Consider the following 26,380-nt stretch of genomic DNA (forward strand, 5'->3'; position numbering starts at 1 on the left):
AAACAAGAGTGACAATTCGTTTAATAATTTACAAATATAGAAATGAACAATCTTAATAATTCAAAATAAATGACGAATTATTGTATAAAAATTAAAAAAAATATTCAAAAAAATATTCAAAATATTCAAAATACTTAAAATTTTGTCGATAGTAAATGTAAATATGATATTTTCTATCAAAACTGCAAAGATAAAGGTTTATTTTTGCAAAAAATATAAATAAATATAAATATTAAATATAAAGGAAAAATAAAAACTATGAAAAAGAAATGAAAATTTGGCTTTTTGTCATCTATTTTTAGTTTAGCATTAGCTCCTATCGCAATATCTGCTAGTCCTTCTCCAAGTATTCAGGTTAATGAGAAAGAAGACTCGGTTGCACCTTTTTTAAATGATTTAGATTCAAGAGATAAGATTCTTGTTTTGGAATTAAAATATGAAATTCCTAATTTTGAAAATTTTAACCAATATTCTTTATTTGTGAAAGAAAAAAATAATTTTTACTTAAAAGAAATACAAAAGTTAAATTTATCTGGAATTTCTTTAGAAATTAACCCTATATTCCCAGAGATATGAGTGAATTTTAGTTCTGAGAAAGAATATCAAAATATTGATTTCTATTATCAAAAACTTAAGAATTTATTTTTTATAAAAAATACTAAGGTTCCATATAAGAATTTATTGAAAAAAAATTGAATTCCTGATTATTTATTTGATACGCATATTGAATGAGTAAAAAAATATAGAACAGACAATAACTATTTCAGTGAACAATTAAAAATGGTAAAAGACTTAGAATTTCCATACTTTGAAGAGAATGTATACAAAATGCATAAAATGGAAATGGAAGTTGATGATTTTGGTTTTGAATTTCCATATTATCGTCAAAAACCTAAACCTAAAACAATAGAAACTAAACCTGCTGATTTTAAAGAAAAACCAAATTTTAAAATTGGTGTTTTAGAAGTTAACAATGTTTTTTACAGAAAGGATTTTTCTAGCGACAAAACTGATGAATTTAAAATAACAACAACAAATTATTTTAAACCAAGTGAAGATAGTTATTTTAATAAATATATCAAAACAAGAAATTGATTTTCGGATAATGAAGAAAAGAGACAACAATTTGATTTTAGTGAGAACAAAAATATTACTCACTCTGCAAATGTAACATCTATAATCAAAAACACTCTTTCAACTTACAGCAACGTTGAATTGGTGTATGCAAATTTTGGTGGTTTTGTTGAGGATGAGAATTCATATTTTATTAGAACCTTAAGAGGTGATAATAACATTACCAATAAAGAATGATCATTTTCTGGAAGTTCTTATAAAGAATGATTTAAAAGTATGGAATATTTATTAAATAATGATGTAAAAATAATAAACCATAGTTATTCATCAAACCGCAACTCATTTGATTTTTATTCAGGACAAGAAGAATTTTTAGATTATATTGCTTATAATTTCGGTGTTGTAAACGTGTTTTCTTCTAATAATAATGCCAGTTATGAAAGCACTATAGCTACTGGTGAGTTTTTCGATAATAATTATAAAAATTCAGCAAACTCTCTTTTCATCGGTTCAATCAATAAAAATAGTGTTTGAAGTAGTTTTAGTGGTTATAAAAATAACTATAAATTACCACATCAATTAGCTCCAATTGTTCTAGCTCCTGGAGAAAATTATAACTTTAGTTTCTTGAAAAATAATTCACAAAAAAACGGTAGTGGTACTAGTTATTCTGCTCCTTTAGTTGCTTCTCTATTGGGGAAATTATTTTCAGAAAATTCCAAGTTATTTAATGATAAAAATATATCTAAATTATTTTCATTGATAGCTTTATCTGCTGATAAATTAAACAACTTAGGATTTGATAAAGAAGGTTTTGGTTTATTCAACTTCGCAAAAATGTATGAATTATCAGATAAAGTTATTGACTTAAAAAACCTTGAAAGAATTTCAAATAAAAATGTTACTGACAAAATTTTTGTTGGAAATGATAAAAAAATAAGATTTTCACTTGCCTTTTTAAAAACAGTAGGTGTTAATAAAAATAAATTTGAATATGTTTATGATTGAAGAAAAAATTATGAAAATGAATATTTACAATATGTAAATGAATTTAAAATACCTAGAATTTACATTGAAAAGTTAGTTAATGGCAAATGAATAAAAATAAAAGATGTTAACTTTGCAGTATCTGAATATGTAAAACTAGATGATATTTCAATTAATGAAAACGGTTACATTCGTTTCGTTTTCGAAAATATGGACAGCCAAGCTAAAGGTTCATTAGTTTACGAATCCGTTGATAAAGGAGTCTAAAAATGAAAAAAAATATAAAAATATTCAATTATTTTCTTGCTTTTTCTTCTTTTGCAGCATTTCCTACAATTGCGGTTTCGTGTAAAAACAACGATGAATCAATTTTGAAAAAAAATTTAGAAATTTCTTCAAGTAAAACTTCACATTCTTTTGATAAAGAGTTATTTGGAAACGTATCACGTAAAGGTAATCAATACGAACTTCAAAAACTAGTTAGAAAAGTAGAAAGAGACTGAGATATAGATCTTAATCAACTTTGAAACTCTATTACAGGAAAACACACTTGAGCGGACATATTCATCGATAGATTTGATCCACAGCAAAGAGAAAAACTATTACCTTGATCAAGTAAAATAGTAAATTCAAATCAGCAAGGTAGAATTGTTAAAAATCCTGAAAAAGTGGAAATTGATAATAATTATAAAGAAACATTAATGTCTTTAAATAACTTTTTGCTTAAAAATATTAATGATTTAGATGTAGATCAAAAATTACCTAAAGAATCTTTTAATAACATATTCTCTGGAGCATTTAAATACAAAATTGAAAACCCAATTCGAAATGTAAATGACTTTTTTGTGAACTTTGTTAAATTAGATTCTCCAGAATATTTAAGCGACATTTGAACAAATGTATTTTTTGCTAATCAATATAGTGAAGTTGAAGAATATGTATCTCAAATGGAATCAACAAATGCAAAAGATGAATTAATGAATAATCTTTTACCAAAAATAAAGGCTTTATTTGATAATAATGCAGATGACATGGGTACATTTTCTGTAGCAATAATTCCTACTTACAATGATAATATGTATATAAGAAATATGTATTACAACTATGAAAAAGGAAACTTAATTGCAAAGATGAGCTTTTTAAATAATGATGAAATTAGTGAAAATCTTAGCTTATTAATTGTTCCTGTTTCATATGCGCCAAAGTATATGAATGCATTTTTCCCTTGAACAAGATGGTCTTTATTTGATAATCTTCAATATCAGTCTTATCGTTTTGCAAATGATGTACATTATTCAAGACATTTAAGTTCTAAATTCTTAGATATTGACAATTTTGTTGTTAAAAATAAAAGACACCTAAAGTTTGAAGGATATGATTCAGAAATCAATATCGATGTTTGACTCGAAAGACCATATATGCGTTCTTTCGAATGAACAACGCTAACGTATACAGCAAATTTATACTTTGATAATCTTTTTTATTGTTATTTAGATCATTTCATTAACGGACAATCTTACACTGTAGAAAATCTTTCTGGAGAACAATTAGAAAATAAATTCGTTAAATTCTTAAGCTACAAACTTCAAATTAGCGAGTTAGACACTCAAAATTTCTTTAATAAAATTAAAAACTTTGAAAAATTAAACGAAAATGAAATTCCTTTATTAAAAAAATGAGTAACTCAAGATTTTAAAGATTATGATTCAGAAATCAATTTATGATGAACATATTAAGGAGTTTATATGAAATTAAAATTAAATAAAATTTGTTTGCCTCTTTTATCAGCTTTTTCTGTTTTCGGAATGACAAGTTGTAAAAATGAAGTAAAACCAGAATCTGAAGTTGTAGTTGTAGAAAAAGAAAAAATTGTTTCAGCTCCTGAAAAAAGTCCAAAAGAATCTTTTATCCTTAATTTAGTTGATAGAGCTCTTCGTGAAAAGTACCACCCAAGTAAAGATAACGAGTGATGATGATGAAGTGAAAAAGAATGAAATAAAATGAAATTACCTATAGCCGGTAGCGAAAAAGAACGCCCAAAATATGGTGCTCATGAAGATAAAGAAATTTATTTTTCTGAACATGGAATATCAAAATTAGAAACTCGTACTGAAATTGATTCTGAATATGCTTCAAAATTAGAGAAATTTAAAAAGTATTTAAATAAATCATTAGATCAATACAGCAAACAAGAATCTTCTTTTGACAGTATAAATGATAATTTTTACAGCGTGTTTAAATATCAATTTAATTCTTCTATTAAAGATCACTTTAGTTTTATTAAAAAAGCATTTGTTATCGATAAAAACATCCCAAATGCAGATTATTTATCATATGAATGAACAAATTTATTTTTACTTAAAAACACAGAAAAAATTCATGAATATGCAAATGCAATTCAAAATGAAGAATTTAAAAATGAATTTCTAACAAATGTTTTACCCGTTATCGAGAAAATGTTTGTAGATTATGATGCACAAAATAATCCTAACTTTAGAGTGGCAATTATCCCTACCACAAACAACACAATGCATCTTAGAAACATTTTAGTTGATAAAAATAATTTAAATTTAATTGCTAGAATGAATTACTTAAATAAAGGTGAAGTTGATAAATTAAACTTATTAATCGTTCCTTTAAATTATGATCTTAGCAAGTTCAATGCTCCTGATCATTCAAGCAAAAACCCTAACATCTTAGATCTTGATAGAGAATTTGGAACTATTGAAGAAAATGAACCTAAGGGTGAAAAATTACAAGATTATCTTGCTGGATATGTTTCTGATTTATACTTTGATAATTTCTTCTACATTTACTTAGATCATTTTATAAATGGTGCTAACTACAACGTTGCAATAAATGAACAAGAAAACCTCAATGATTTCTTAAGGCTTTTTGCATATAAAATGAATTTAAGCTTTAATGAAGCTTCTGCTTTCTTTAATAAAATTCAAACATTGCAAAAATTAAGTGATAGTGACTTTGTTCTCCTTGAGAAATGATTAGAGCAAGCTTTTAATTAGAAGCACAAAAATAGCTAAATTATGAAAAATAAGAAAAAATTACTCTCTATTTCTTCTTTATTACCGTTTTTGTTGGTACCTGCAATTTCATCTTGTAAAAGCCATCAAGAAGCTCCAATAAATGCTAAAAAAGAAGTTGCCTCAAATAATCACTCTGATGAACATCGTATCTCAGTTGAGTATGACTTAAATGAATTTAACTTTTCAAAAGGTAAGCAATATGAATTGCAAAAATTGGTAAGAAATGTTAAAAAAGAGTGAGATTTAGATTTAAATCAGTTATGAAATTCAATAACAAAAAGACATAGCTGAGCTAACTTATTTATTGATAGATTTGATAAGGAACAAATTAGTAATTTATTACCTTGATCAAGTCAAAAGATCTATGAAGATAAATATGGAAGAATAATCAAAAACAATGAAAAAGTCACTGTGGATGATAATTATAAAGATTACTTAAAATGACTTGATAATTATTTAGTAAAAGACTTTAATAGCTTAAATGTAGAAGAAAAGTTGACACCTTCCAATTCCAAAGATTCTTTCTTTGGTGTATTTAAGTACAAACTTGAAAACACTATATATGATGCAAATGATTTCTTCGTAAATTTTGTCAAGTTAGATTCACCTGAATATTTGGATGATATTTGAACAAATGTCTTTTTTGTTAATAAGTACAGCGAATTAGAAGAATATGTATCAGGAATGGATTCAGCAGCAGCTAAAAAAGAGCTAAGACAAAATCTTCTTCCAAAAATCCAATCATTATTTGAAAATAATAAATCAAAAGATATGTTTTTCTCAGTAGCTATAATCCCTACTTATAATGAAAACATGTTTATAAGAAATATGTATTATGATAATGAAAAAGGTAATCTAATTGCAAAAATGAGCTTTTTAAATAGCGAACAAATTAGTGATAAATTAAACTTGCTTATTGTACCTATTTGATACAAACCTAAATTCCATATAGTTTTTGAGCCCTGAAAACAATTAAAGCCAACATATGATACTTTTGGTTTTCCAGTTGATGAAACTGTTTATTATTCTAGAAAGTTAAGTTCAAAGTTTACTAACATTGACAACTTTATAATTAGAAACAAAAGAACCTTAAACTTCATATTAGATGATTCATACAATGAAAATGAATGAATTAACATACCTTATCATCAAACTTTTGAATGAACCTTACTTACTTATACTGCTAATTTATATTTTGACAACCTATTTTATTGTTATCTAGATCACTTTATTAATGGTCAATCATACACTTTTGAAAACTTTTTAGATCAAGAAGCTGAAAACAAATTTATTAAGTTTTTAAGCTATAAATTAAGAATTAACGAGCTAGATGCAAGAAACTTCTTTAACAAAATTCAAAATTTAGAAAAGCTAAATTATTTGGAAATTCCATTATTGAAAAAATGAGTTATGCAAGATTTTAAAGACTATGACAAAGAAATTGATATAAAAGAAACATTTTAGGATAAAAATGAAACGAAAATTAAATACGCTTTTAGTTTCTACTATTTCCGCTTTGTCTTTAATCGGTATAACTAGTTGTAATAATGAAATAGTCAAAGAAAATAAACCAGTAATTGTAGAAAAAGATGCTTCTGCACCTAATAACAATATTGATCCTAAAAAAACATTTATTCTTAAATTGCTTGAAGAAGCAAGTAAGGAGAAAAATTCGTTAGAAGGTCCAGAATGATGATGAAAGACAGAAAGCGAATGGTTATTTGCTAAATTACCTCTAGGTAGCACTGGACAAGTTTGAGAGAAAAATAATTGACAAGAAATGTTTTTCAAAGATCATAATGCAAAAAGATTAGAGAATATATCAGAAATTGATAACTCATATGCTCAAAAACTTTCGCATTTTCAAAAATACTTAACCAAACCTTTATCTGAATATAGTAAAAATGAAGTGAATTTTCATAATTTAAACAATAATTTTTATGGTGTTTATAAATATGAATTTAAAAATGACCCTCGGGATGTAAATATCAAAACTCTTTTTACAATAAACAAAAATATACCAAATAGAGAGTATTTGTCTTCTCAATGAACTAATTTACTCTTGCTTAAAAACTTTGAAGAAATTGAATCATATGCATATTCAATACAAAGGAATGTCAATCATTTTGGTATTTTTAAATTCAAAAATGAATTTTTTGACAATGTTTTGCCTGTAATTGAACAAATGTTTAAAGATTATGACGCAGAAAATAACCCTAATTTCAGGGTGGCTATTATCCCAGCTCGAAATAATTCTTTCTATCTTAGAAACATCTTTGTTGATAAAAACAATTTAAATTTAATTGCTAGAACAAATTACTTAAACGCGTTTTTTGAAGAAGGTTCATCTAAATTCAATTTATTAATTGTTCCTTTAAATTATGACCTAAGCTATCTTGATACTCCTGATATTTCAAGTAAGAATCCTAATATCTTAGATCTTGATAGAGAATTTGGCACAATAATAGATAATAAGGCTAAAGGTGGGAAATTAAAAGATTATCTTGCTGGTTATGTTTCTGATTTATACTTTGATAATTTCTTCTATGTTTACTTAGATCATTTTATAAATGGGGCTAACTATAATGTTGCAATAAATGAACAGGAAAACCTCAATGATTTCTTAAGACTTTTTGCATACAAAATGAATTTAAGTTTTAATGAAGCTTCTGCTTTCTTTAATAAAATTCAAACCTTGCAAAAATTAACCGATAATGAGCTTGTTATCCTTGAGAAATGATTAGAGCTATCTTAATCTTAAAGCTCGCAAATTAGGCCTTATAAGGCCTTATAAAAGGTAAATTAAAAGTCACGTGCTATAAAAAGCATGTGACTTTTAACATACAATTATAAATCAATATTCTTTACAAATTTTGCATTCTTTTCAATGAATTCACGTCTAAGTTCAACATTTTCTCCCATAAGGGTTGTAAAGGCAAGATCAGCTTTATAAGCATCGGCGATTTGCACTTGTAACATTTTACGTTTTTCAGGATCCATTGTAGTTTCTCAAAGTTGTTCAGGATCCATTTCTCCAAGTCCTTTATAACGTTGGATGTTAATTTTTTGGTTTGGATTTAAAGTAGCAATAATTTTTTCTTTTTGTTCATCTGTGTAAGCATATTCAACAGTTTTGTTTTGTTGAATTTTGTAAAGCGGAGGTTGAGCGATATAAACAAAACCATATTCAATAAGTGGTTTGAAATAACGATAGAAGAAAGTAAGTAAAAGAGTTCTAATGTGAGCACCATCCACGTCAGCGTCAGTCATAATAACAATTTTGTGATATCTTAACTTGTTAATGTTGAAAGTATCACCAAGTCCTGTTCCAAGTGCTGTAATTAAAGACATAATTTCTTCATTTTCAAGCACTCTTTCTTGTCTTGCTTTTTCGACATTAATTACCTTACCTCTAAGCGGTAAAATGGCTTGAATGTTACGATCACGTCCCATTTTAGCACTACCACCAGCTGAATTCCCTTCGACAATGAAAAGTTCGCTAATTTCTGCATTTTTTGATGAACAATCACTTAATTTTCCTGGCAGTCCACCATTGTCAAAAGCACTTTTTCTACGTGCATTATCTCTAGCAGCAACTGAAGCAAGTCTACTTTTACGCGCCATTAAAGCACGATCAATGATCTTTTTAGCAATATCTGGGTTTTCATTTAACATTCTTTCAAATGAAGTTGAAAACACTTTATTTGTTGCAATCCGAGCATCTTTAGAACCTAATTTACCTTTGGTTTGTCCTTCAAATTGAGGATCAGGGTATTTAATTGAAATAACTGCAGTAAGACCTTCAGTTAAATCATCACGAGTGAATTTATCACTTTCCACTTTAATAAGTCCTTTTTCAATTCCGTAGTTATTGATAATTCTAATTAAAGCATCATAAAACCCTGAAACGTGAGTTCCACCTTCATGAGTAGCAATATTATTGGTATAAGAAATAATATTGCTACGGTATAAGTCGCTAAGGTATTGGCAAGCTACTTCAATATTAACAGTCTTTTTGTGTTCAGGATCATTTTCATTAACTACATAATCGCCGCTAGCAAAGATAATATCACTAATTGGGTTATACCCTTCGTTAAGTTCTTTAACATAATCAATAATCCCATTGTCATATTGAAACTCTTCAATTGTTCCATCTCTTAAATCAGTGACGCTAATGTAAAGCCCTTTGTTTAAGTGGGCAATTTGTTTAGCATGGTCAATTATAAGCTCTTTATCAAAAGGCACTTGTTCCATAATTTTGTAATCTGGATGGAACTCAATTTTAGTTCCTGTTTCACCTTCTTTAGCTTCACCAATTACTTCAGTTGATTTAACGGTTTGACCACCATTAGCAAATTCTGCAAAGTAAAGTTTCCCATCTCTTTTAACTCAAGCTTTAAGCGAATCACTAAGTGCATTAACAACACTAGCTCCAACCCCGTGAAGTCCTCCAGAAACTTTATAAGCATTTGATTCAAATTTACCACCAGCATTAAGTTTAGTTAAAACAACTTCTAAGGCACTAATTCCAAATCTTGGGTGAGTTCCAACTGGAATTCCACGCCCATTATCTTCAACAATGATGTGCTCATCTTTAGTAATTGTAATGTAAATTTTATCTGCAAACCCAGCCATTGCTTCATCGACTGAGTTATCGACAATCTCTCAAATTAAGTGGTGGAGTCCAGTTTTTGAAGTGCTCCCGATATACATTCCAGGACGTTTTCTAACGTGCTCTAAACCTTCTAAAAACTTAATATTACTTGCATCATAACTTTGGTTTTTTTCACTCATTTTAACCCCCATATAAACATAACATATTATAAATATGTTATTGTTTATAAATTATATTAAATTTTTGACTTTCTAAGAGTAAAAGAAGTAAAATACTTGAGCGAATAAGTTATAATTTAATAACTTTTAAACTCAGAAAAGGAGAATAAAAATGTCATTAAAAGCTGGTATTGTTGGTCTTCCAAACGTTGGTAAAAGCACTCTTTTTAGTGCTATTACCAAAAAAGAAGCAGAATCTTCTAATTATGCTTTCACAACTATTGAACCTAATATTTCATCAGTTCCATTAATGGATAAAAGATTAGATGAAATTGCTAAAATCATTAATCCACAAAAAATAATTTATGCAACTTTTGACTTTGTTGATATTGCTGGTTTAGTTCAAGGAGCTTCAAAAGGTGAAGGACTTGGAAATAAATTCTTAGCTAATATTCGTGAAGTGGATGCTATTATTCACGTGGTAAGATGTTTTGAAAATAAAGATATCTTACACGTTGCTAATTCAGTGGATCCAGTTAGAGATAAAGATGTTATTAACTATGAACTTATTCTTGCTGATTTAGATACAATTAACAATGTTTTAAACCGTGTGGCAAAAAAAGCTAAAAGCGGTGATAAAGAAGGAATTACTGAGCAAAATGCTGCTTTAAAAATTAAAGAAGCGCTTGAAAAAGAAATCCCTGCTCGTGAAGTTGTTCTTGATGAAAATGAAGCTAAATTCATTAAAGGATATCATTTATTAACTTTTAAACCAATTATTTATGTAGCAAATTTAAGTAATGAACAATTTGCATCATACCAAAACGATCCTCTTTACTTACAATTAAAAAATTCACTTAAAGAATATGAAAGAGTAATTCCGATCTGCGTCCAACTTGAATCTGAACTTATCAACATTGAAGATGAAAACGAAAAACAAGAACTTCTTGGTTTATATGGAATTGAAACTTCAGGACTTGATATTTTAACAAGAGAAGCTTTTGATCTGCTTGGACTTGAAACTTACTTTACTGCTGGGCAAATTGAAGTGAGAGCTTGAGTCTTTCACAAAGGATGAGCTGCTCCTAAATGTGCTGGAATTATTCATACTGACTTTGAGAAAAAATTCATTAAAGCTGATGTGATTTCATATTCAGACTATATTGAATTTGGTGGTGAGCTTGGAGCTAAAAACGCTGGAAAATTGCGTTCAGAAGGTAAAACTTACATTATGAAAGATGGTGATATTTGCCACTTTAAATTTGGAAAATAAAAAGAAAGTTTGCACTTTCTTTTTTTATTTGTAATTATCAAAATAAAATAGTTTTTTGTTCTTTTCATAAAAAGCAGGATCAACTTTTTTAAGGTAGAAAAGCCCTAATTTTTGACAAATTAAAACATTATGAATAGCAGTAATATTTAAGTTGTTTTGGTTTTCTAACTTAGCTCAAAAACGGTGCGCGAACTGAATTGTTTCTTCAACTTCTTGCTTAGAGATATCAAAATTACATTTAATTCTAATAAACATATCTCAGAAATAGTTTCATAAATCAATATTGATTTTTTTATAAAGTGCATCTTTGTTATCTTTAAGATTATTATATCTGCTTGAAGAAGCTTCAAGCTCTAATAATTCCATAGGGAAAGAAACATCTTTGTTTTTTTGCATAATTAAATCAAGAAGCTTTTTACCATAAGCAAACATTACAGCATTTAAATTCTCGGTTCTAATGATATTTAAAATTTGTTCTTTAGCTTCCTGAAGAGAATGAATACCATATTTATGTAAAAGTGGTAAAGTCTCCTCATTTAATTCTTTAGTTACAAATTCAGTTATGTTTAGGATCTTAATTTTAAGATCATTTTGTTTATCTTTTAAAACATCTTCAGCACCTTTGTCTTTACCAATAGCTCATCTTATAATTGGGTTTTCACTATTTGGAGTTACTTCAAGCATTGTTTTAGTTGATTGTTTAGTTTTAGTGCTTGTAATTTCTACTTCAATAATATCTCCAACTGAAACGTTAGTGTCCTTATCTACTCTAAATCTATAGTTTTTAAAAGTGTGCTTAATAAATTCTTCACTTACCTGGCTAAAATTATTTTCAAAATCATATTCAAGTTCTGAAGGTGTTAAATCCATTTTGATGAAATTTAAATCCTCGATAACATATCAAGAAAGATCATAACTAAATTCTTCTACATTAGCAACAATGTTGCTAATTACTGGTCTAAAGTAAATCTTTTGGCCATTTGCTTGATTATTTAACAAGGTTCATTGTTGATCAATTCATATTCTTGAAGCATATTCAATGCTATGATCTAAAATCATCTTTTGATTTACTTCTTTTTTTTGCGCTACAAGGTTGTTGTATACATCATTTTGGATTTTAATTCATGTTTCTTTTTCTGCTGTAAAATGTTTTTTTTCAAGTCTCATTTTTACTCCTTATTGTAATTTACATTATACCAATTTAGAAATAAAAATAGAACCTAAGTGGTTCTATTTTCGTATTAATTATTTAATTATTTAGATGATTTTTTCTTTGAGTAAACTCTAAGTAATCCTGCAGCAATAATTACTGTTCCTACTACTAATAAAGCAACTGGAATTCATAATCATTTTTTTCAATCGTTATCTGATTTTGATTCAACATTGTTGTTTACAACTGGTTTAGCAGCTTCTGTAGCTTTAAGGTTGTTTGAATTGAATGCTGAACTAAGTGTGTTAAATTTGTCTTTTAAAGCACTTAATGAGATGTTTGTATCTACTAATTCAGATTCGATTGTTCTAACGGTATTTCCTGCAGCTTTTGATTCACTTTCTGATTTAACAGGTGAATATAATTTTAATTGTTCATTCACAAGTGAAACAAACGCATTTCTTTTTTCTTCTGTAGCGTTTTTAATTCTGTCAGGGTTTTCTGTCATTAAAGTTGTAGCAGCTGTAAGTAATCTAATGTGTTCACCAGCTACTTTGTTTAATTCAATAGCTTCGTTAAATACAGCTTCAATTTCATCTTTTTTGTTTTTGCTGTTAATTTTTGTTTTGTAATCATCAATTACAGTTTGTGAAAGGTTAACAAGTAATTTAGCATCTTTGTATGCTTGAAGTTTATCTGAAGCAACTTTTTTGTATCCATCAAGAGCTTCTTTTGTTTTTCTGATGTTTGCAGTTGCAGTTTCAATTTCTCTTTTAGCTGTATCTTTGTTAGCAAGAACATTGTTGTTTAATAATGCTTTACCTTCTGTAATAGCATCATCAAATGCTTTTTTCTTGTCAGGTGTAGCTTCTGTGTAGTTTGAATCTGCTTTGTACGCTTCACCATCTGTAACAGCTTCAACAAGTTCTCTAACTGAATTGTTTAAAGCAACTGCTGCATCTTTAATTTCATTAACTTTAGCAATGCTTGTTGCATCATTAATTTCTTTTGTTTTTTCTGTTTTGTATTCTTGTGGTAAGTAGTTTAATCCCTCAATTGCTGCGGTTGCTTCTGCTTTCTTTTCTTTAAGTTTTGTTAAACCGTTAAGTTCTTCGTAAGTTCTGTGAACTTCATCTTTCTTAACTGAAACATCAAGTTTATTTAAAATATCAGTTTTATTTTCACCTTCTGGTAATGTTTCAACTCATTCTCTTAATTTACCATCTTCTAAAAGAGCTAAAGCATTATTCATAGCTGTAACAAATGCTTGTTTTTTGTTTTCATCAGCTTCTGTATATTTTGGATTTGTTTCGTATTTTGTTTTATCATCATCCAGTTCTTCAACCAATTTACCAGTTGCATCGTTTACATCACTTGCCACTTCAGCAACTTTTTCAATTGCACTAATTAATTCTGTTGGTTCAACAAGTGATTCTAATGAATCAATTTTGTTTTTGTATTGTGTTTTTGCATTTTCTGAAAGATATTTTAATGAATCAATTTTGTTTTTATTTTTTGTAATTTCTGCATCTAAAATTGTTCTACCATCAAGAGCATCTATAGCATTTTTAAGTTCTTCAGCTTTTGTGTCAACTTCTGTTTTTTGTGTTTCTTTAGATGTTAAAACATATGATTCAGGTGTTCCTTCACTAGCAGGTGTATAAGTTAAAAGATTTTTTCCCGCTGTAAAATCAGTATCAAAATCATCTTTCAATCCTTGTGTAGCTAATTTATATGTGATTGTTGGTTCAACTTCTTTAGCTTTTTTAACTTGATCAACAAGTTTTTCAGCTGATGTATTTAAGGCTTGAGCTTCTTGTAAAATTCCACCTTCTCTTTCTTCATCGCTTCCTTCTTTAAGTCTTCCTTCAATCTCTTCAGTAAGTTCTTTTGAGTCTACTTGATCTTTAAAGTGTTTTTTGATTTCTGCTGATAAGTATTCTAATCCATCAATTTCATTTTTTACTCTTGTACGAACTTCTTCTAATCTTCCTATTCCGTTAAGAGCTTCTCTAGCAGCTTTAAGATCTTCTTTTAATTTTAATAACTCTTCAGCTGTTTTGTCTGGGTTGTTTAACTTATCTTCTTCTAAAAGACCTTTAATTTGTTTTACAAGTTCATCGTAAGTTTGTTTTTTTGTTCCTTCAGCGTTTTTATATGTTATTGAATCTACAACTTCTTTTTGAACATCGTTTTCTGTGATTTTTTGTTTTAATTCAGTTACTAATTGAGCTGTAGCATCATTTGTTGCTTTTACTGAATTATAGTAATTATTTTTTAAACTTTGAAGTAATGCATTATTATTAGCTTTATAAATTTGTTTTACTGTATCAGAAAGTGAAGTTGCTTGATCTACTAAAGATTTAAATCTTGCACTTGATCCAGTTTCTACTTGAGCTAATTTTGTATCTAAATCAGCAGCAGCAGTTTCAAAAGATGTTTTAAGTTCACTTAAAGTGTCTAAAGATGCTTTTGCTGTTTCTTCATTGTTGTCTGACTTAATGTTGCTGAATTTATCAATTAAAGCATTTCAAGCAGCAACAGATGTATTGAAATCATCAGAATTTGTAATTACACCTTCTGGATCTTCGTTTTTATTGTAAGTTAATAATCATTGATAATTTGCTTTTCCTAAATTAACTCCTGTTGTTGAATTTTTAAAATCTTCAATATCATTCATTAATCTACTTGCTTGAGAAGCTTTTTCAATAATTGCATTATATGCTGTTTCTTTATCATCTTGATTATCTGCTTTATATACTTCAATTAATTGTTTATTGTAAACTGATTTCTGTGTAGAAGATAATCCTGTACCTTTATCAGCTGATCCCTTAGATAATATATTATTAATTTTATTTACTAAAATTTGGAATTTTTGACGTTCATTTCAAACATTCTCTTGAGTTGTTTGTTCTTGAACTTTAGTTACAGCATATTGTTTTAATTCATCAGAAACAACTGTAACACTATTAATGTATTTAATAGCATCTTTTTTAGATTCTTGTAATGACTGAGCTGCAGCGAAAGAATCAGAATTTGAGTCAGCAGGATTTGCTCCGTTTCCTTCTGGACTTGTTGGTGTTTCACCACCATTATTTGTTTCTGCTGCAGGAGCTTCACCTTCAGCAAATCCTGAAACAAGTGATTTTGACTTTGTTTCTTCTGAATTTGCTGCTACTAAAGCTGCAGGAACAACTAATGTTGTTGCAACGCTAGCACCAACTAATACTTTATTTTTTAATTTCATATTTTTTCTCCTAATAAGAATTGAAATAATTTTGCTTTGTTATTTTAACTATTAAGATTATATTTTCCATATATTATTAGCGAGTATATTTTTATAATCTTGCTTTAATTATACAAAATATAGGCTTAACAGGTTGATATATCTTAATTTTATTTAATTAAGACGAAACAAAACAAAAGTTATGTCTGCATTTATCTTAATTTTTTATTTTTTATATGTGTTAATTTTATTATATTTTTGTGATTTTTAAATAAATAAAAATTTATTTTTATCACTTTGCCATACCTTAAGTTAGTATAATAAATGCATGAATTTAGAAAAAGACAAAATCCAAGAAAAAATCAGTAAATTAGTAGCTGAAATTAACAAATGAAATAATGAATATTATAATTTGGATAACCCTACAGTTAGCGATCAAACGTATGATAAAGCACTCAGAGAATTAGAAGAATTAGAACAAAAATATCCAGAACTTATTTTAGAAGATTCACCTACTCAAAAAATAGGTGGATTTGCCTCAAATAAGTTCCAAAAATATACTCACAAAAAGCCAATGCTTTCACTAGCTAAAGCATATACATTTGAAGAAATTGAAAAATTCTGTGAAAATGCTCAAAAACTAGCTGGTAATCAAAACCTTTCATATTCACTTGAACCTAAAATTGATGGTCTTTCAATTGCTCTTTTTTACCAAAATGGACAGCTTATTAGAGCTGTTACTAGAGGAGATGGAAAAATTGGTGAAGATGTTACTGAAAACATCTATCAAATTAAATCTGTTCCAAAGCAAATTGATTATAAAAACGAACTAGAAGTTCGTGGTGAAGTGTATTTAAGTAAAAGTGTCTTTCAAGAAATTAATAATAATTTAGAAGAGCAAGGTTTAAAAACTTTTGCCAATCCTAGAAATGCAGCTGCAGGAACCTTAAGACAGCTTGATGCAAAAATTGTAAAACAAAGAAAACTAGATGCTTTTTTATATCAATTAGTAGAGCCTGAGCTTCATAACATTGCAACTCAAGAGCAAGCTCTTGAGTTTCTAAGTAAACATAAGTTTCCTTTAAATGATTATCATAAAATTGCTAACTCATTAGATGAAATTATCACTAATATCGAAGCTTTTGAAAAAATCAAGAATGATTTAGATTATGAATGTGATGGATTTGTAATTAAAATTAATCAGTTTTTCTTATATGAAAAACTTGGTTATACTGCCAAGTTTCCTCGGTATGCAATTGCTTATAAATATGAAAGTGAATCTGCTAATACTGAAATTAAAGACATAATTGCAACTGTTGGTAGAACTGGAAAAATCACTTATGTAGCTAATTTAGAACCAGTTAATTTAAATCAAACTACAGTATCTAATGCAACCTTGCATAATTATGAATTTATTAAGGATATGGAAATTAACATTGGTGATGTTGTAAAAATCATTAAATCTGGTGAAATTATTCCAAAAGTTATTGAATTAGTAACTAAGCAAACAGATTCAGTTTTTCCAAAAGTTACTAATTGTCCTAGCTGTAATTCAGTTTTAGTGCACGTAGATAATTTAGTAGATCAGTTTTGCACTAATGAAGATTGTCCTTCTAAAATAGTAAAAAAACTAATTCACTTTGTATCTCGGAATGCAATGAATATGCAAGTAATTGGTGAATCAAACGTTGAATTATTTTACAATTTAGGAATTGTTAAAAAAGTAACTGATTTTTATCAGTTACATAATCATAAAGACTTGCTTTTAAGCCAACCTACTTATAAAGATAAAAAAGTAAACAATATTCTTGATAGCATTGAAAATTCTAAAAATGTTTCATTTGCAAAAACTCTTTTCGCCCTAGGAATCAAGCATATTGGTTCTCAAGTAGCTGAACTTATTGCTCAAAAAGTTGGTAGTTTTAAAGAACTATTAGAGCTTAATTTAGATTCACTTGCTTTAATCGATACTATTGGAGATAAAATTGTTAGTTCATTAAAAGAGTTTATTTCTAAAGATGAAAATAGAGCTATTATACTTGAGCTAGATCAAATTTTAAATTATCAAAAAGTTACTAGCGGAAATTTACTAAGTGGTAAAACTTTTGTAATTACTGGAACTCTTTCAAAAGATCGTAATTACTTTAAGGATTTAATTGTTCAAAATGGTGGTAAAGTTTCTTCAAGTGTTTCAAGTAAAACTTCTTTCCTTCTTGCTGGAGAAAATGCTGGAAGTAAAAAAGATAAAGCTCTTGAAAGTGGCGTTACAATTATTGATGAAGACGCTTTTAATGAAATGATCAAATAATAAAAAGTAGCAACTGGGCTACTTTTTATTATTTGAGAAAGATGGTATTTATTATCTTTTGATTTCTTTAAGACGAGCACTTTTACCTTGACGTGAACGCATAAAGAATAATCTTTGTCTACGAACTTTGTTTGAACGAACAACTTCGATGTGTGCAATTAATGGTGAGTTAAGTGGGAATGTTCTTTCAACACCAACACCATATGAAATTTTTCTAACTGTGAAAGTTTGTCTTGTTCCTGATTCTTTGTTAACAATTGCAAGACCTTCAAAAACTTGGATACGTTCTTTTTCACCTTCACGGATACGTACGTGAACACGAACGTTATCTCCTGTTTGGAATGGAACGATATCTGTACGTAATTGTGATTGCTCAACTAATTCAATTAATTTATTTCTCATTTTTAATCCTTTCAATAATATCAGGTCTATTTTTTAAAGTTTTCTGATATTGTGCATTTGATTTTCATTCCTCAATTTTTTTATGATCTCCACTAAAAAGAACTTCAGGAACTTTCATTCCTTTATATTCTCTTGGTCTAGTGTACTGAGGATAATCAAGTAACCCATTTCCTTGGAAAGAATCATATACATGTGATTCTTCACGAATAACTCCTGGAACCAATCTAGCAACTGAATCAGCCATAACCATTGATGGAAGTTCACCACCGGTTAAAACATAATCACCAATTGATAATTCTAGATCACAAAGTTCCACAACTCTCTCATCAAAACCTTCATAACGTCCAGAGATAAATGTAATTTGCTCATGTTTAGCAAGTTCATTTGCAATTTCTTGATTAAAGGTTTTACCTTGAGGTGTTACTAAAATTTTATAACCCCCACGATCTTTCAGTGAATCTAAGGCAAGGTCAATTGGTTCTACTTGAAGCAACAACCCATGACCTCCACCATAAATTTCATCATCAACTTTACGATGTTTACTTTTGCTAAAATCTCTAAAATCAACAACTTCAAAATCTAAAAGGTTTTTTTCTTGAGCTTTTTTAATGATGCTTTCATTAATAAAAGGTTCAAAATATTTTGGAAAAAGGGTTAGGAAATTAATTTTCATAATTAACTATTTTTTTAATTCGCTTGTTAATTTGTGAGCTTTGAATAAGTTAGCAACAGTTGCTGTAGGTTGTGCACCTTGTGATAATCATTTTAAAATTTGTTCTTTGTTTAATACAACTTCATCGTTTAATGGGTTGTAGTGTCCAAGTGCTTCAATAAATTTACCATCACGAGGAGCTCTAGCGTCAGCAGCTACAATTTTGTAAACTGGGCTAAATTTGCTCCCCATTCTTTTTAATCTAATTTTTACCATTTGTTCCTCCGTGATGTCAAGCGAAAGTGCTTGACAGCTAATTAATGTATGTAATAATATTTTATACATAAAATTTAAAAAATTAAATAAAAAAATAATTTTTTCTTCTTATAATTTAAGCATGTTAAATATAGTTTTATACCAACCCGAAATTTGCCCTAACACAGGAAATATAATTCGTACTTGTTTTGCTCTTGGGGCAAAACTTCATATCATTAAACCACTTGGTTTTGATTTACACCCAAAATATCTTAAAAGAGCTGGTGCTGGAAGAATGCTTTCAGATATTCCGCACGAAGTGCATGCTAATTATGAACAGTTTTATAAAAAGTATCATGATAAACACATTTACTACATTACTAGATATGGACAAAAAACTTATACTGATGTAAATTACAAACAAACTTATGAACAAAACGGAGAAATTTGACTTATGTTTGGTCGCGAATCCACCGGAATTGATAAGGATATTCTTTTTAATAATTTAGAAAGATGTCTTAGAATTCCAATGGTTTCAGCAATGCGTTCAATTAACTTAGCTAATTGCGTATCAATTTTAGGTTTTGAAGTAATGCGTCAACTTGATTTTCAAGACTTATCTAAATTCGAAGTAGAAAAAGGAAAAGATTTTTTAATCAACTATGGAAATAACAAGCAAAACTAATCCAAAAGTTAAATTTATCCGAAAATTACAAAATAAAAAGTTTCGTCAAGAAAGCTCTAATTTTGTAATTGAAGGTGAGCATTTAATTAAAGAGGCTTTAGATTCAAATTTAATTATTGAAATTTTTGAAAACATTGATTCAAAAGAGTTTCTTTTTGATGGTTCTACCAAAGTAACACGTGAAATTATCGAGTCAGTACTTCCTTCCAAAAATCCACAAAATTGCTTTGCTCTTTGTAAATTTAAACATGAGCAAAAACTAGGACAAAAAGTCATTGTTTTAAATAACTTACAAGATCCAGGAAATGTAGGAACAATTATTAGGCTAGCTAAAGCTTTTGATTTTGATTCAGTAATTATTGAAAATTTAGATTTTTACAATGATAAAGTTTTACGTTCTTCACAAGGTGCTTTTTTTAGCGTTAATCTAATAGCTACTAAAAACGCAAATCAAACAATGAACCTTTTAAGAGAAAAAGGATACAAAATTTACCACACTCTTTTGGATAAAAACGCTCTTCCTTTAAATAATGTCAGTTTTGAAAGTGAAAAACTTGCAATTATTTTTGGAAATGAAGGAAACGGAATTGATCCATCTTTAGTATCTGAAAATGATACTAAAGTTTATGTTCCAATTAGTTTTGAAAGCTTAAATGTTGCTTGCTGCGCTGCAATTGTACTTAATAAAGTAAGGAATGGATAAATATGAAAGAAAAAGAAATACTGGAATTAGCTTTACAGCAACTATCTGAAATTTCTTTTACTAAATCAGTTAATGGACTTTCTAAAAATGAAGTTTTGTCATTTTTAGAAAGTTTGAAAGAAAAAATGGAACTTCTTGATTCTCATCTTGAAGAATTGCTTGAAAAAAATGAAGAGCTTAAAGAAGAAAATGATAAACTCAAAAATCAAATGCAAATGCTTAATTTTGAAAACAAAAGATTAAAAAGTTATACAAATATAAAGGATAAAAATGAATCAAAATAAAATAAATGAAGAATTTAATAATTTAATTCAATGATTCCCAGGGCACATGTCTAAAGCAATGAAAGACATTAAAGAATCTGCTAATTTAGCTGATCTTTTTGTTGTTGTTTTAGATGCTCGTTGTCCAATTAGTTCATATAATGAAGATTTTGATGCAATTCAACCACAAAAACCTCGACTTTTTATTATTACTAAAAGCGACTTAATGGATAAAAGTAAAAAAGACCAAATCGCTAAGCGTTTTGGTAATGAAAACTTGCTTTGACTTGATCTTAGGCAGAAAAGTTCTAAGAAAATCATTTTAAATAAAATTAAGCAAATTCTTAAAGAGAAAATTGCAAGAAATAAAGCTAAAGGTATGCTTGTAAGCAGGCTTAAATCATTTGTGGTTGGAATTCCTAACTGCGGAAAAAGCACCTTAATTAACCTTGTTTCTTCAAAATCAAGATTAAAAGTAGCTGATATGCCCGGAGTAACCAGAGTTAAGCAATGAGTAATGGATGGCGAGTTTTGATTTTTAGATACCCCTGGTATTTTGCTTCCTAAATTTGATGATCAAGAAAATGCGATCAAACTTCTTGCAATTGGTTCAATTAAAAATGACATTTTCCCACTTGAATTTGTGGCAATTCAACTTTGAGCACTTGTTTCAAAATACTACCCAGAAAAACTTATTGATTTAGGTATGACACCATCAGAAGATACTGTGCAAATTTATGGACTTTTTCACGAATATGCAGAAAAATTTGGATTTTTAAAAGAAAAAGGAAAAGTTGATTTGCAAAAAGCACAAATCAACTTTATCAATTGAGTAAAAGGATTAAAAGGAGTTACATACGATTAAATTTAGCAATTTAATTAGTTTTTTGCTAAATTTATGCTAAAATTATATTACTATGAAAAATAAGAGAGATTATTATGAAGTTTTAGGTGTTAGTAAAACTGCAACTGAAGCTGAAATTAAAAAAGCATACCGTAAGTTAGCTATGAAGTATCACCCTGATAAAACAGATGATCCAAAAGCTACTGAAATTATGCAAGAAATTAATGAAGCTTACGAAGTTTTATCTAATGCAGATAAAAGAAGAATGTATGACCAGTATGGGCACGATGGAATGAATGCACAAGCTGGTGGATTTGGTGGTTTTGAAGGATTTGAAGGGTTCTCAGGAGATTTTAGTGATATTTTCGAAAATATCTTCTCAGGCTTTGGTGGTTTTTCATCAAGAAGAAACCATAATCCAAATGCTCCAAAACGTGGTGATGATATCAAAACTACAATCACAATACCATTTTTAGAAGCAATTCACGGGGTAGTTAAAAAAGAAGAATACCCTAAATATGATACTTGTCCAGACTGTAATGGAACTGGAGCTGAAACTCCAAGTGACATTGAGCAATGTAACGAATGTCATGGTACAGGATATGTTGAAAAAATTCAACGTGGAATTTTCGGGGCACAAAAAGTGCACACAACTTGTTCTAAGTGTTCTGGAAAAGGTAAAATTATTAAAAAAGCATGTAAAAAATGTAGAGGAAATTGTTTCGTTAAAGTTATCAAACCTGTTACAATTCCTATTTCTGAAGGTGTGACAGATGGAACAATGTTAAAACTTACAGGTTATGGAAATCCAGGTCAAAATGGTGGACCAGCTGGTGATTTATACATCGAAATCCGCATTAAACCACACCCATTTTACAAAAGACATAATCACGATATTTACTTAGATTTCCCAGTATCATTTGCTGATATTTTATTAGAAAAAACAATTCTTGTCCCAACCCCATTTGGAGATCAACAAATTAAACTTAAAAAATCTTATTTAGATTCACAAGTTGTTAAAATCTCTGGCAAGGGAGTTAAAACCAAATACGGAAGTGGTGATTTAAAACTTAACTTAAGAATTATCATTCCTGATTATGGGAAAAAAGACAAAAAGAAAATTACAGAAGTATTAGAAACTATTCAAGATGATACTAATGAAAACTTTGTAAAAGAGGTGAACAAAGCAAAATAAGATCAAGTTAATTCTTGATTTTTATTTTGCTCTTAACTTAAGGCTTATATATAATTAATACTAATATGAAACTTACAGAAAAATATATTCAAGTTTATGATACTGATTCATCATTAATCCATTACACTAGCGCCATTTCATCAGTAGGAATTTTAGATGCTGAAAGTAAAATCTTAAAGATGCTTCAACTACCTAAAAAAGCACTTGTAGCTGATTTAGGTTCAGGTCCTGGTAGATTTGCATTTGGAGCAAATAAACTATATCCTGCTTACCAAATTGATTGCTATGACCTTTCAGATAAATCAATTCAAATTGGTAAAGATTTAGCTAACAAAATGAATCTGAAAAACATTTCTTTTACTAAAGCAGACTTAACTGAAAAAGGATGCTTAAAACCTTCTTATTATAATTTATGCTTTTTTACCTTTAATTCGCTTATGACTATTCCAGGTCATAATAATAAGAAAAAAGCACTTTTAAATGCATATAATGCACTTAAAAGTGGTGGTTATTTAGTTTTTACAGCTCCTACAATTTCTGGTGATATAAACCGTGAAAACTTTATCAAAAACAACTTCAGTAATGAGCATGAAAGAAAATCTGATATCTCTTATCAAATTGATAATAAATTAGGTGTACTTTGTCATTATGAAAAAGAAGAAATTTTTCAAATGTTAGAGCAAATCAATCTTCCAAAACCTATTTTTGCTTCTAAAAGAGATGAATTTGCCATCGAAACTAAAGAAGCAAAAATCTTCTCGGATAATGCTGTTTATTACATAATTAAAAAACCTTAAAGGGTTATGTGTTTAAAATTTATTTGCTATAATATATTAGCAAAAGCCGTCATAGCTCAGCAGGCAGAGCACTTCCATGGTAAGGAAGGGGTCGCTGGTTCAAGTCCAGTTGTCGGCACCATTTCATTTTTATGTCCTTAAAAATAGCAAATTTTATGTTGCTATTTTTATTTTTATACTTGGTAATTATATCTATTACATATGCAATTAAAGGAACTAAAATAATAATATTAAAAACTAGGACATAAATATGGTTATATGCATATTTCATGTCCTAGTTTAACATCTTACTGGTTTTTGTTTATAAAAAGCTGCAAGGTGCAGCTATAACTAATTATTTGTGTTTTGCAATTTCTTCTTTAAGTTGCTCGTATGGTCTATATCCTAATAATTTATCCACAATAACGCCATCTTTGTAAATTAAAATGTAAGGAATAGAAGATACATTATTTGCAGCAGCAAAAGCTCTATCTTCATCGACATCAATTTTGATGATTGTTTCCCCATCTTCTGCTACTTGTTCAAGAATTGGAGCAAGCATTCTACATGCACCACATCATTTAGCGTGAAACACTACAATTTTTAACCCTTTATCAAGTTTATCTTTAATATTTTCGTATGTTGAATGAATTAACATAGGTATCTCCTTTTTAATTTATATAATAATTATATATTAAAATATCAAAAAGTTAATTTTTTGTGCAAAAATAAGTAAAAAATTAACTTTTTGATATTTACAATAAAAAAAGTAGCATCGCTACTCATATAAATTTGGCGGGGGTTAAAGGAATCGAACCCTTATCAAAAGTTTTGGAGACTACTGTAATGCCATTATACCAAACCCCCGTAAAAAGAATTATTTGAACTGAATTTTCACCATTCGGTACATCCCAAATAAATCTTTCTTAATTTCTACATCATACTTAGCTTTTTCAAGTGATTCTCAAAAAGCTAAATGAAGTGGGTTAATTTCAAATAAAAGTGTTCCATTTGGATTTAAATAATTTGGAGCTTGCTCTAGAATTTGCTTATAAAAGTATAAACCTTCATCACTAGCAAAAAGAGCATGAAGCGGTTCATGTTTTAGAACTGACTGGTCTAAATGCTCATAAGAGGCCAAATACGGCGGATTAGAGACAATTAAATCAAATTTATTACCTTGTAAGCTATTGAATAAATCTGATGCAATTATGCTAATTTTAAGGTCATTTTTATCTGCATTGATTTTAGTTTGCTCGATTGCTTCTAAATCAATATCAGAAGCAGATACATTTATGCTTAGATTGGCTTTTTTAATTGCTAAAGCAATAAAACCACTTCCGGTGCATAAATCTAAAACTCTTTGATAATTATTTTTTTTAATAATCTCATTAGCTCATAACACTAACTCAATGGTTTCATATCTAGGAATTAACACTTTTTTTGATAAATCAATTTTTACATCTAAATAATCAACATATCCGATGATTTTTTGAACTGGAGTATTTTCGCTAAGCATCTTTAATTCTTCACTGGATACTTCTTGCGAAAGTCCATATCTTTTTTTCTCAAGTAAAAGATCTTCTTTAGTAGGCAAATTAAATACCTGCTTCTTTGATTTTTTCGTTTTGCTCTTCAGTTAAAAGAGCTTCAATAATTGAGTTTAATTTCCCTTCCATAACTGGTGAAAGGCTAGTTGAATAACTAATTCTGTGGTCAGTAACTCTATCTTGTGGATAGTTGTAAGTTCTGATTTTTTCGCTTCTAGCCCCTGATCCAGCAAGCTTACGGTATCCAGATTCTTCTTCGAGTTTCTTTTGAAGTTCAATATCATAAAGTTTAGATTTAAGCATACGCATTGCTGTTTCTTTGTTTTGAATTTGGTTTTTACCATCTTGACAAGAAACTACAATTCCACTTGGGAAGTGGGTAATACGCACAGCTGAATCGGTAGTGTTAACTGATTGACCACCATTACCACTTGAACGGAAAACATCAATTCTAATATCTTCAGATTTAATTTCAACTTCAATATCATCATCAATTTCAGGCATAACTGTAACAGTTGCTGTGGAAGTATGCACTCTTCCTTTAGTTTCTGTTACTGGAATTCTTTGCACTCTATGCACACCGCTTTCAAATTTTAATTTAGAATAAGGTTTATCACCTTGCACTGAAAAACTAATTAATGAAAAACCTCCGCCATCGGCATCTTGAGAAGAAAGAATGGTAGCTTTAAGCCCGTTTTGAGCACATCATTTAGTGTACATACGGTAAAGATCACCAGCAAAAATATTTGCTTCATCTCCTCCAGCTGCACCTCTAATTTCAATAATAACGTCCCGAGCATCATTTTCATCTTTAGGGAGAATTAAAATTTTAAGCTCTTCGTGAAGTTTTTTCATTGATGATTCAGCTTCTGAAATTTCCATTTTAGCTAGAGCAACCATTTCTTCATCGTCCATTGAAAGCATTTCTTTAGCATTTTGCAGATTTGCTTCAGCTTGTAAATATTGGTTAAATGCTTCTACAATATCAGCTATTGAATTAATTTCTTTTGAAAGTTTAGTGTATTTTTTAATATCTGAAATAATCTCTGGGTTAGCTAGAGATTGTTCTAATTCTTGATGTTTTTCTTTAATTTGCATTAATGATTTATACATTGTATTTTCCATAGTTAATATATTTTAACATATTCAACAATTAGCGGGTCAATTTAATGCCTAAAGCGCTTTAAAAGTAAGAAAAAACCCTAAATGCAAGGCACTTA

The 26,380-nt window shown here is 28.7% G+C and carries 22 protein-coding genes and 2 tRNA genes; 14 read left to right on the forward strand and 10 right to left on the reverse strand.

Going from position 1 to position 26,380, the window contains the following annotated elements; translation table 4 throughout:
- Positions 1 to 258 precede the first annotated feature (258 nt).
- From GOQ20_RS00190 to GOQ20_RS00210, 5 genes are read left to right on the forward strand one after another with little or no spacing between them, the layout of a single operon-like run.
- A complete protein-coding gene (locus GOQ20_RS00190; RefSeq protein WP_167844924.1) occupies positions 259 to 2,328 on the forward strand; it encodes a S8 family serine peptidase in 2,070 nt (689 codons plus the stop codon).
- A 2-nt stretch (positions 2,329 to 2,330) separates the two neighbouring features.
- Complete coding sequence (locus GOQ20_RS00195) at positions 2,331 to 3,797, forward strand: variable surface lipoprotein (protein ID WP_167844925.1); 1,467 nt, start codon at positions 2,331 to 2,333, stop codon at positions 3,795 to 3,797.
- Between the two features lie 9 nt (positions 3,798 to 3,806).
- Positions 3,807 to 5,084 carry a hypothetical protein gene (locus GOQ20_RS00200; protein ID WP_167844926.1) on the forward strand — a complete coding sequence of 426 codons (1,278 nt, stop codon included), beginning with the start codon at positions 3,807 to 3,809 and terminating at the stop codon, positions 5,082 to 5,084.
- A 21-nt stretch (positions 5,085 to 5,105) separates the two neighbouring features.
- On the forward strand, positions 5,106 to 6,569 hold the full coding sequence (locus GOQ20_RS00205) for a hypothetical protein (RefSeq protein WP_167844927.1): 1,464 nt from the start codon (positions 5,106 to 5,108) through the stop codon (positions 6,567 to 6,569).
- 7 nt (positions 6,570 to 6,576) lie between these two features.
- Positions 6,577 to 7,860 carry a hypothetical protein gene (locus GOQ20_RS00210; protein WP_167844928.1) on the forward strand — a complete coding sequence of 428 codons (1,284 nt, stop codon included), beginning with the start codon at positions 6,577 to 6,579 and terminating at the stop codon, positions 7,858 to 7,860.
- Positions 7,861 to 7,952: 92 nt separating this feature from the next.
- Here GOQ20_RS00210 and GOQ20_RS00215 read toward each other — a convergent pair whose 3' ends face one another.
- The gene (locus tag GOQ20_RS00215) at positions 7,953 to 9,899 is read right to left on the reverse strand and encodes a DNA topoisomerase subunit B (RefSeq protein ID WP_167844929.1); all 1,947 of its coding nucleotides are present in this window, start codon (positions 9,897 to 9,899) and stop codon (positions 7,953 to 7,955) included.
- A 151-nt stretch (positions 9,900 to 10,050) separates the two neighbouring features.
- Here GOQ20_RS00215 and ychF point away from each other — a divergent pair, with 151 nt between their 5' ends.
- Positions 10,051 to 11,151: a redox-regulated ATPase YchF gene (gene ychF / locus GOQ20_RS00220; protein WP_167844930.1), complete on the forward strand. Its 1,101-nt coding sequence runs from the start codon at positions 10,051 to 10,053 to the stop codon at positions 11,149 to 11,151.
- A gap of 24 nt (positions 11,152 to 11,175) precedes the next feature.
- Here the strand turns inward: ychF and GOQ20_RS00225 are convergent, their stop codons facing one another.
- Together GOQ20_RS00225 and GOQ20_RS00230 are read right to left on the reverse strand one after the other, a co-directional pair.
- Positions 11,176 to 12,318 (reverse strand): trigger factor-related chaperone, encoded by a 1,143-nt coding sequence (locus GOQ20_RS00225; RefSeq protein WP_167844931.1) that lies wholly within the window; start codon positions 12,316 to 12,318, stop codon positions 11,176 to 11,178.
- Positions 12,319 to 12,404: 86 nt separating this feature from the next.
- A complete protein-coding gene (locus GOQ20_RS00230) occupies positions 12,405 to 15,548 on the reverse strand; it encodes a GA module-containing protein (protein WP_167844932.1) in 3,144 nt (1,047 codons plus the stop codon).
- Positions 15,549 to 15,861: 313 nt separating this feature from the next.
- Here GOQ20_RS00230 and ligA point away from each other — a divergent pair, with 313 nt between their 5' ends.
- Positions 15,862 to 17,835 (forward strand): NAD-dependent DNA ligase LigA, encoded by a 1,974-nt coding sequence (gene ligA, locus GOQ20_RS00235; RefSeq protein WP_187468894.1) that lies wholly within the window; start codon positions 15,862 to 15,864, stop codon positions 17,833 to 17,835.
- Between the two features lie 51 nt (positions 17,836 to 17,886).
- On the opposite strand, the gene rplS is transcribed toward ligA, so the two are convergent.
- From rplS to rpsP, 3 genes are read right to left on the reverse strand one after another with little or no spacing between them, the layout of a single operon-like run.
- On the reverse strand, positions 17,887 to 18,237 hold the full coding sequence (rplS, locus tag GOQ20_RS00240) for a 50S ribosomal protein L19 (RefSeq protein WP_129620195.1): 351 nt from the start codon (positions 18,235 to 18,237) through the stop codon (positions 17,887 to 17,889).
- Positions 18,227 to 18,910 carry a tRNA (guanosine(37)-N1)-methyltransferase TrmD gene (gene trmD / locus GOQ20_RS00245; protein ID WP_167844934.1) on the reverse strand — a complete coding sequence of 228 codons (684 nt, stop codon included), beginning with the start codon at positions 18,908 to 18,910 and terminating at the stop codon, positions 18,227 to 18,229. Before trmD ends, rplS begins: the two co-directional genes overlap by 11 nt.
- 6 nt (positions 18,911 to 18,916) lie before the next feature.
- Positions 18,917 to 19,165 (reverse strand): 30S ribosomal protein S16, encoded by a 249-nt coding sequence (rpsP, locus tag GOQ20_RS00250; RefSeq protein ID WP_129620197.1) that lies wholly within the window; start codon positions 19,163 to 19,165, stop codon positions 18,917 to 18,919.
- A 121-nt stretch (positions 19,166 to 19,286) separates the two neighbouring features.
- On the opposite strand from rpsP, the gene GOQ20_RS00255 reads away from it, so the two are divergent.
- The 7 genes from GOQ20_RS00255 (at position 19,287) to GOQ20_RS00285 (ending at position 23,752) form a co-directional block, all read left to right on the forward strand.
- A complete protein-coding gene (locus tag GOQ20_RS00255; RefSeq protein ID WP_167844935.1) occupies positions 19,287 to 19,829 on the forward strand; it encodes a tRNA (cytidine(34)-2'-O)-methyltransferase in 543 nt (180 codons plus the stop codon).
- Positions 19,807 to 20,532, forward strand: a complete 726-nt coding sequence (locus tag GOQ20_RS00260; protein ID WP_167844936.1) for a TrmH family RNA methyltransferase — start codon at positions 19,807 to 19,809, stop codon at positions 20,530 to 20,532. The genes GOQ20_RS00255 and GOQ20_RS00260 overlap by 23 nt, the downstream gene beginning before the upstream one ends.
- A 2-nt stretch (positions 20,533 to 20,534) precedes the next feature.
- Positions 20,535 to 20,816, forward strand: coding sequence for a DivIVA domain-containing protein (locus GOQ20_RS00265; protein ID WP_167844937.1), 282 nt, complete (start codon positions 20,535 to 20,537; stop codon positions 20,814 to 20,816).
- The gene (gene ylqF / locus GOQ20_RS00270) at positions 20,803 to 21,660 is read left to right on the forward strand and encodes a ribosome biogenesis GTPase YlqF (protein WP_167844938.1); all 858 of its coding nucleotides are present in this window, start codon (positions 20,803 to 20,805) and stop codon (positions 21,658 to 21,660) included. The genes GOQ20_RS00265 and ylqF overlap by 14 nt, the downstream gene beginning before the upstream one ends.
- A 52-nt stretch (positions 21,661 to 21,712) precedes the next feature.
- Entirely contained in the window at positions 21,713 to 22,834 is a 1,122-nt protein-coding gene (gene dnaJ / locus GOQ20_RS00275; protein WP_167844939.1) for a molecular chaperone DnaJ, read from the forward strand.
- A 65-nt stretch (positions 22,835 to 22,899) separates the two neighbouring features.
- Entirely contained in the window at positions 22,900 to 23,631 is a 732-nt protein-coding gene (locus GOQ20_RS00280) for a class I SAM-dependent methyltransferase (protein ID WP_167844940.1), read from the forward strand.
- Positions 23,632 to 23,676: 45 nt separating this feature from the next.
- A tRNA-Thr gene (locus tag GOQ20_RS00285) sits at positions 23,677 to 23,752 on the forward strand.
- Positions 23,753 to 23,965: 213 nt separating this feature from the next.
- Here GOQ20_RS00285 and GOQ20_RS00290 read toward each other — a convergent pair.
- The 4 genes from GOQ20_RS00290 to prfA form a co-directional block, all read right to left on the reverse strand.
- Positions 23,966 to 24,268 (reverse strand): thioredoxin family protein, encoded by a 303-nt coding sequence (locus GOQ20_RS00290; RefSeq protein WP_167844941.1) that lies wholly within the window; start codon positions 24,266 to 24,268, stop codon positions 23,966 to 23,968.
- A gap of 135 nt (positions 24,269 to 24,403) precedes the next feature.
- A tRNA-Trp gene (locus GOQ20_RS00295) sits at positions 24,404 to 24,477 on the reverse strand.
- Between the two features lie 10 nt (positions 24,478 to 24,487).
- Complete coding sequence (gene prmC, locus GOQ20_RS00300) at positions 24,488 to 25,207, reverse strand: peptide chain release factor N(5)-glutamine methyltransferase (protein WP_167844942.1); 720 nt, start codon at positions 25,205 to 25,207, stop codon at positions 24,488 to 24,490.
- A gap of 1 nt (position 25,208) precedes the next feature.
- Complete coding sequence (gene prfA / locus GOQ20_RS00305; protein ID WP_167844943.1) at positions 25,209 to 26,285, reverse strand: peptide chain release factor 1; 1,077 nt, start codon at positions 26,283 to 26,285, stop codon at positions 25,209 to 25,211.
- Between the last annotated feature and the right edge of the window lie 95 nt (positions 26,286 to 26,380).

This window comes from Mycoplasmopsis gallinacea (assembly GCF_012220205.1).
Classification (GTDB): Bacteria; Bacillota_I; Bacilli_A; order Mycoplasmatales; family Metamycoplasmataceae; genus Mycoplasmopsis; species Mycoplasmopsis gallinacea_A.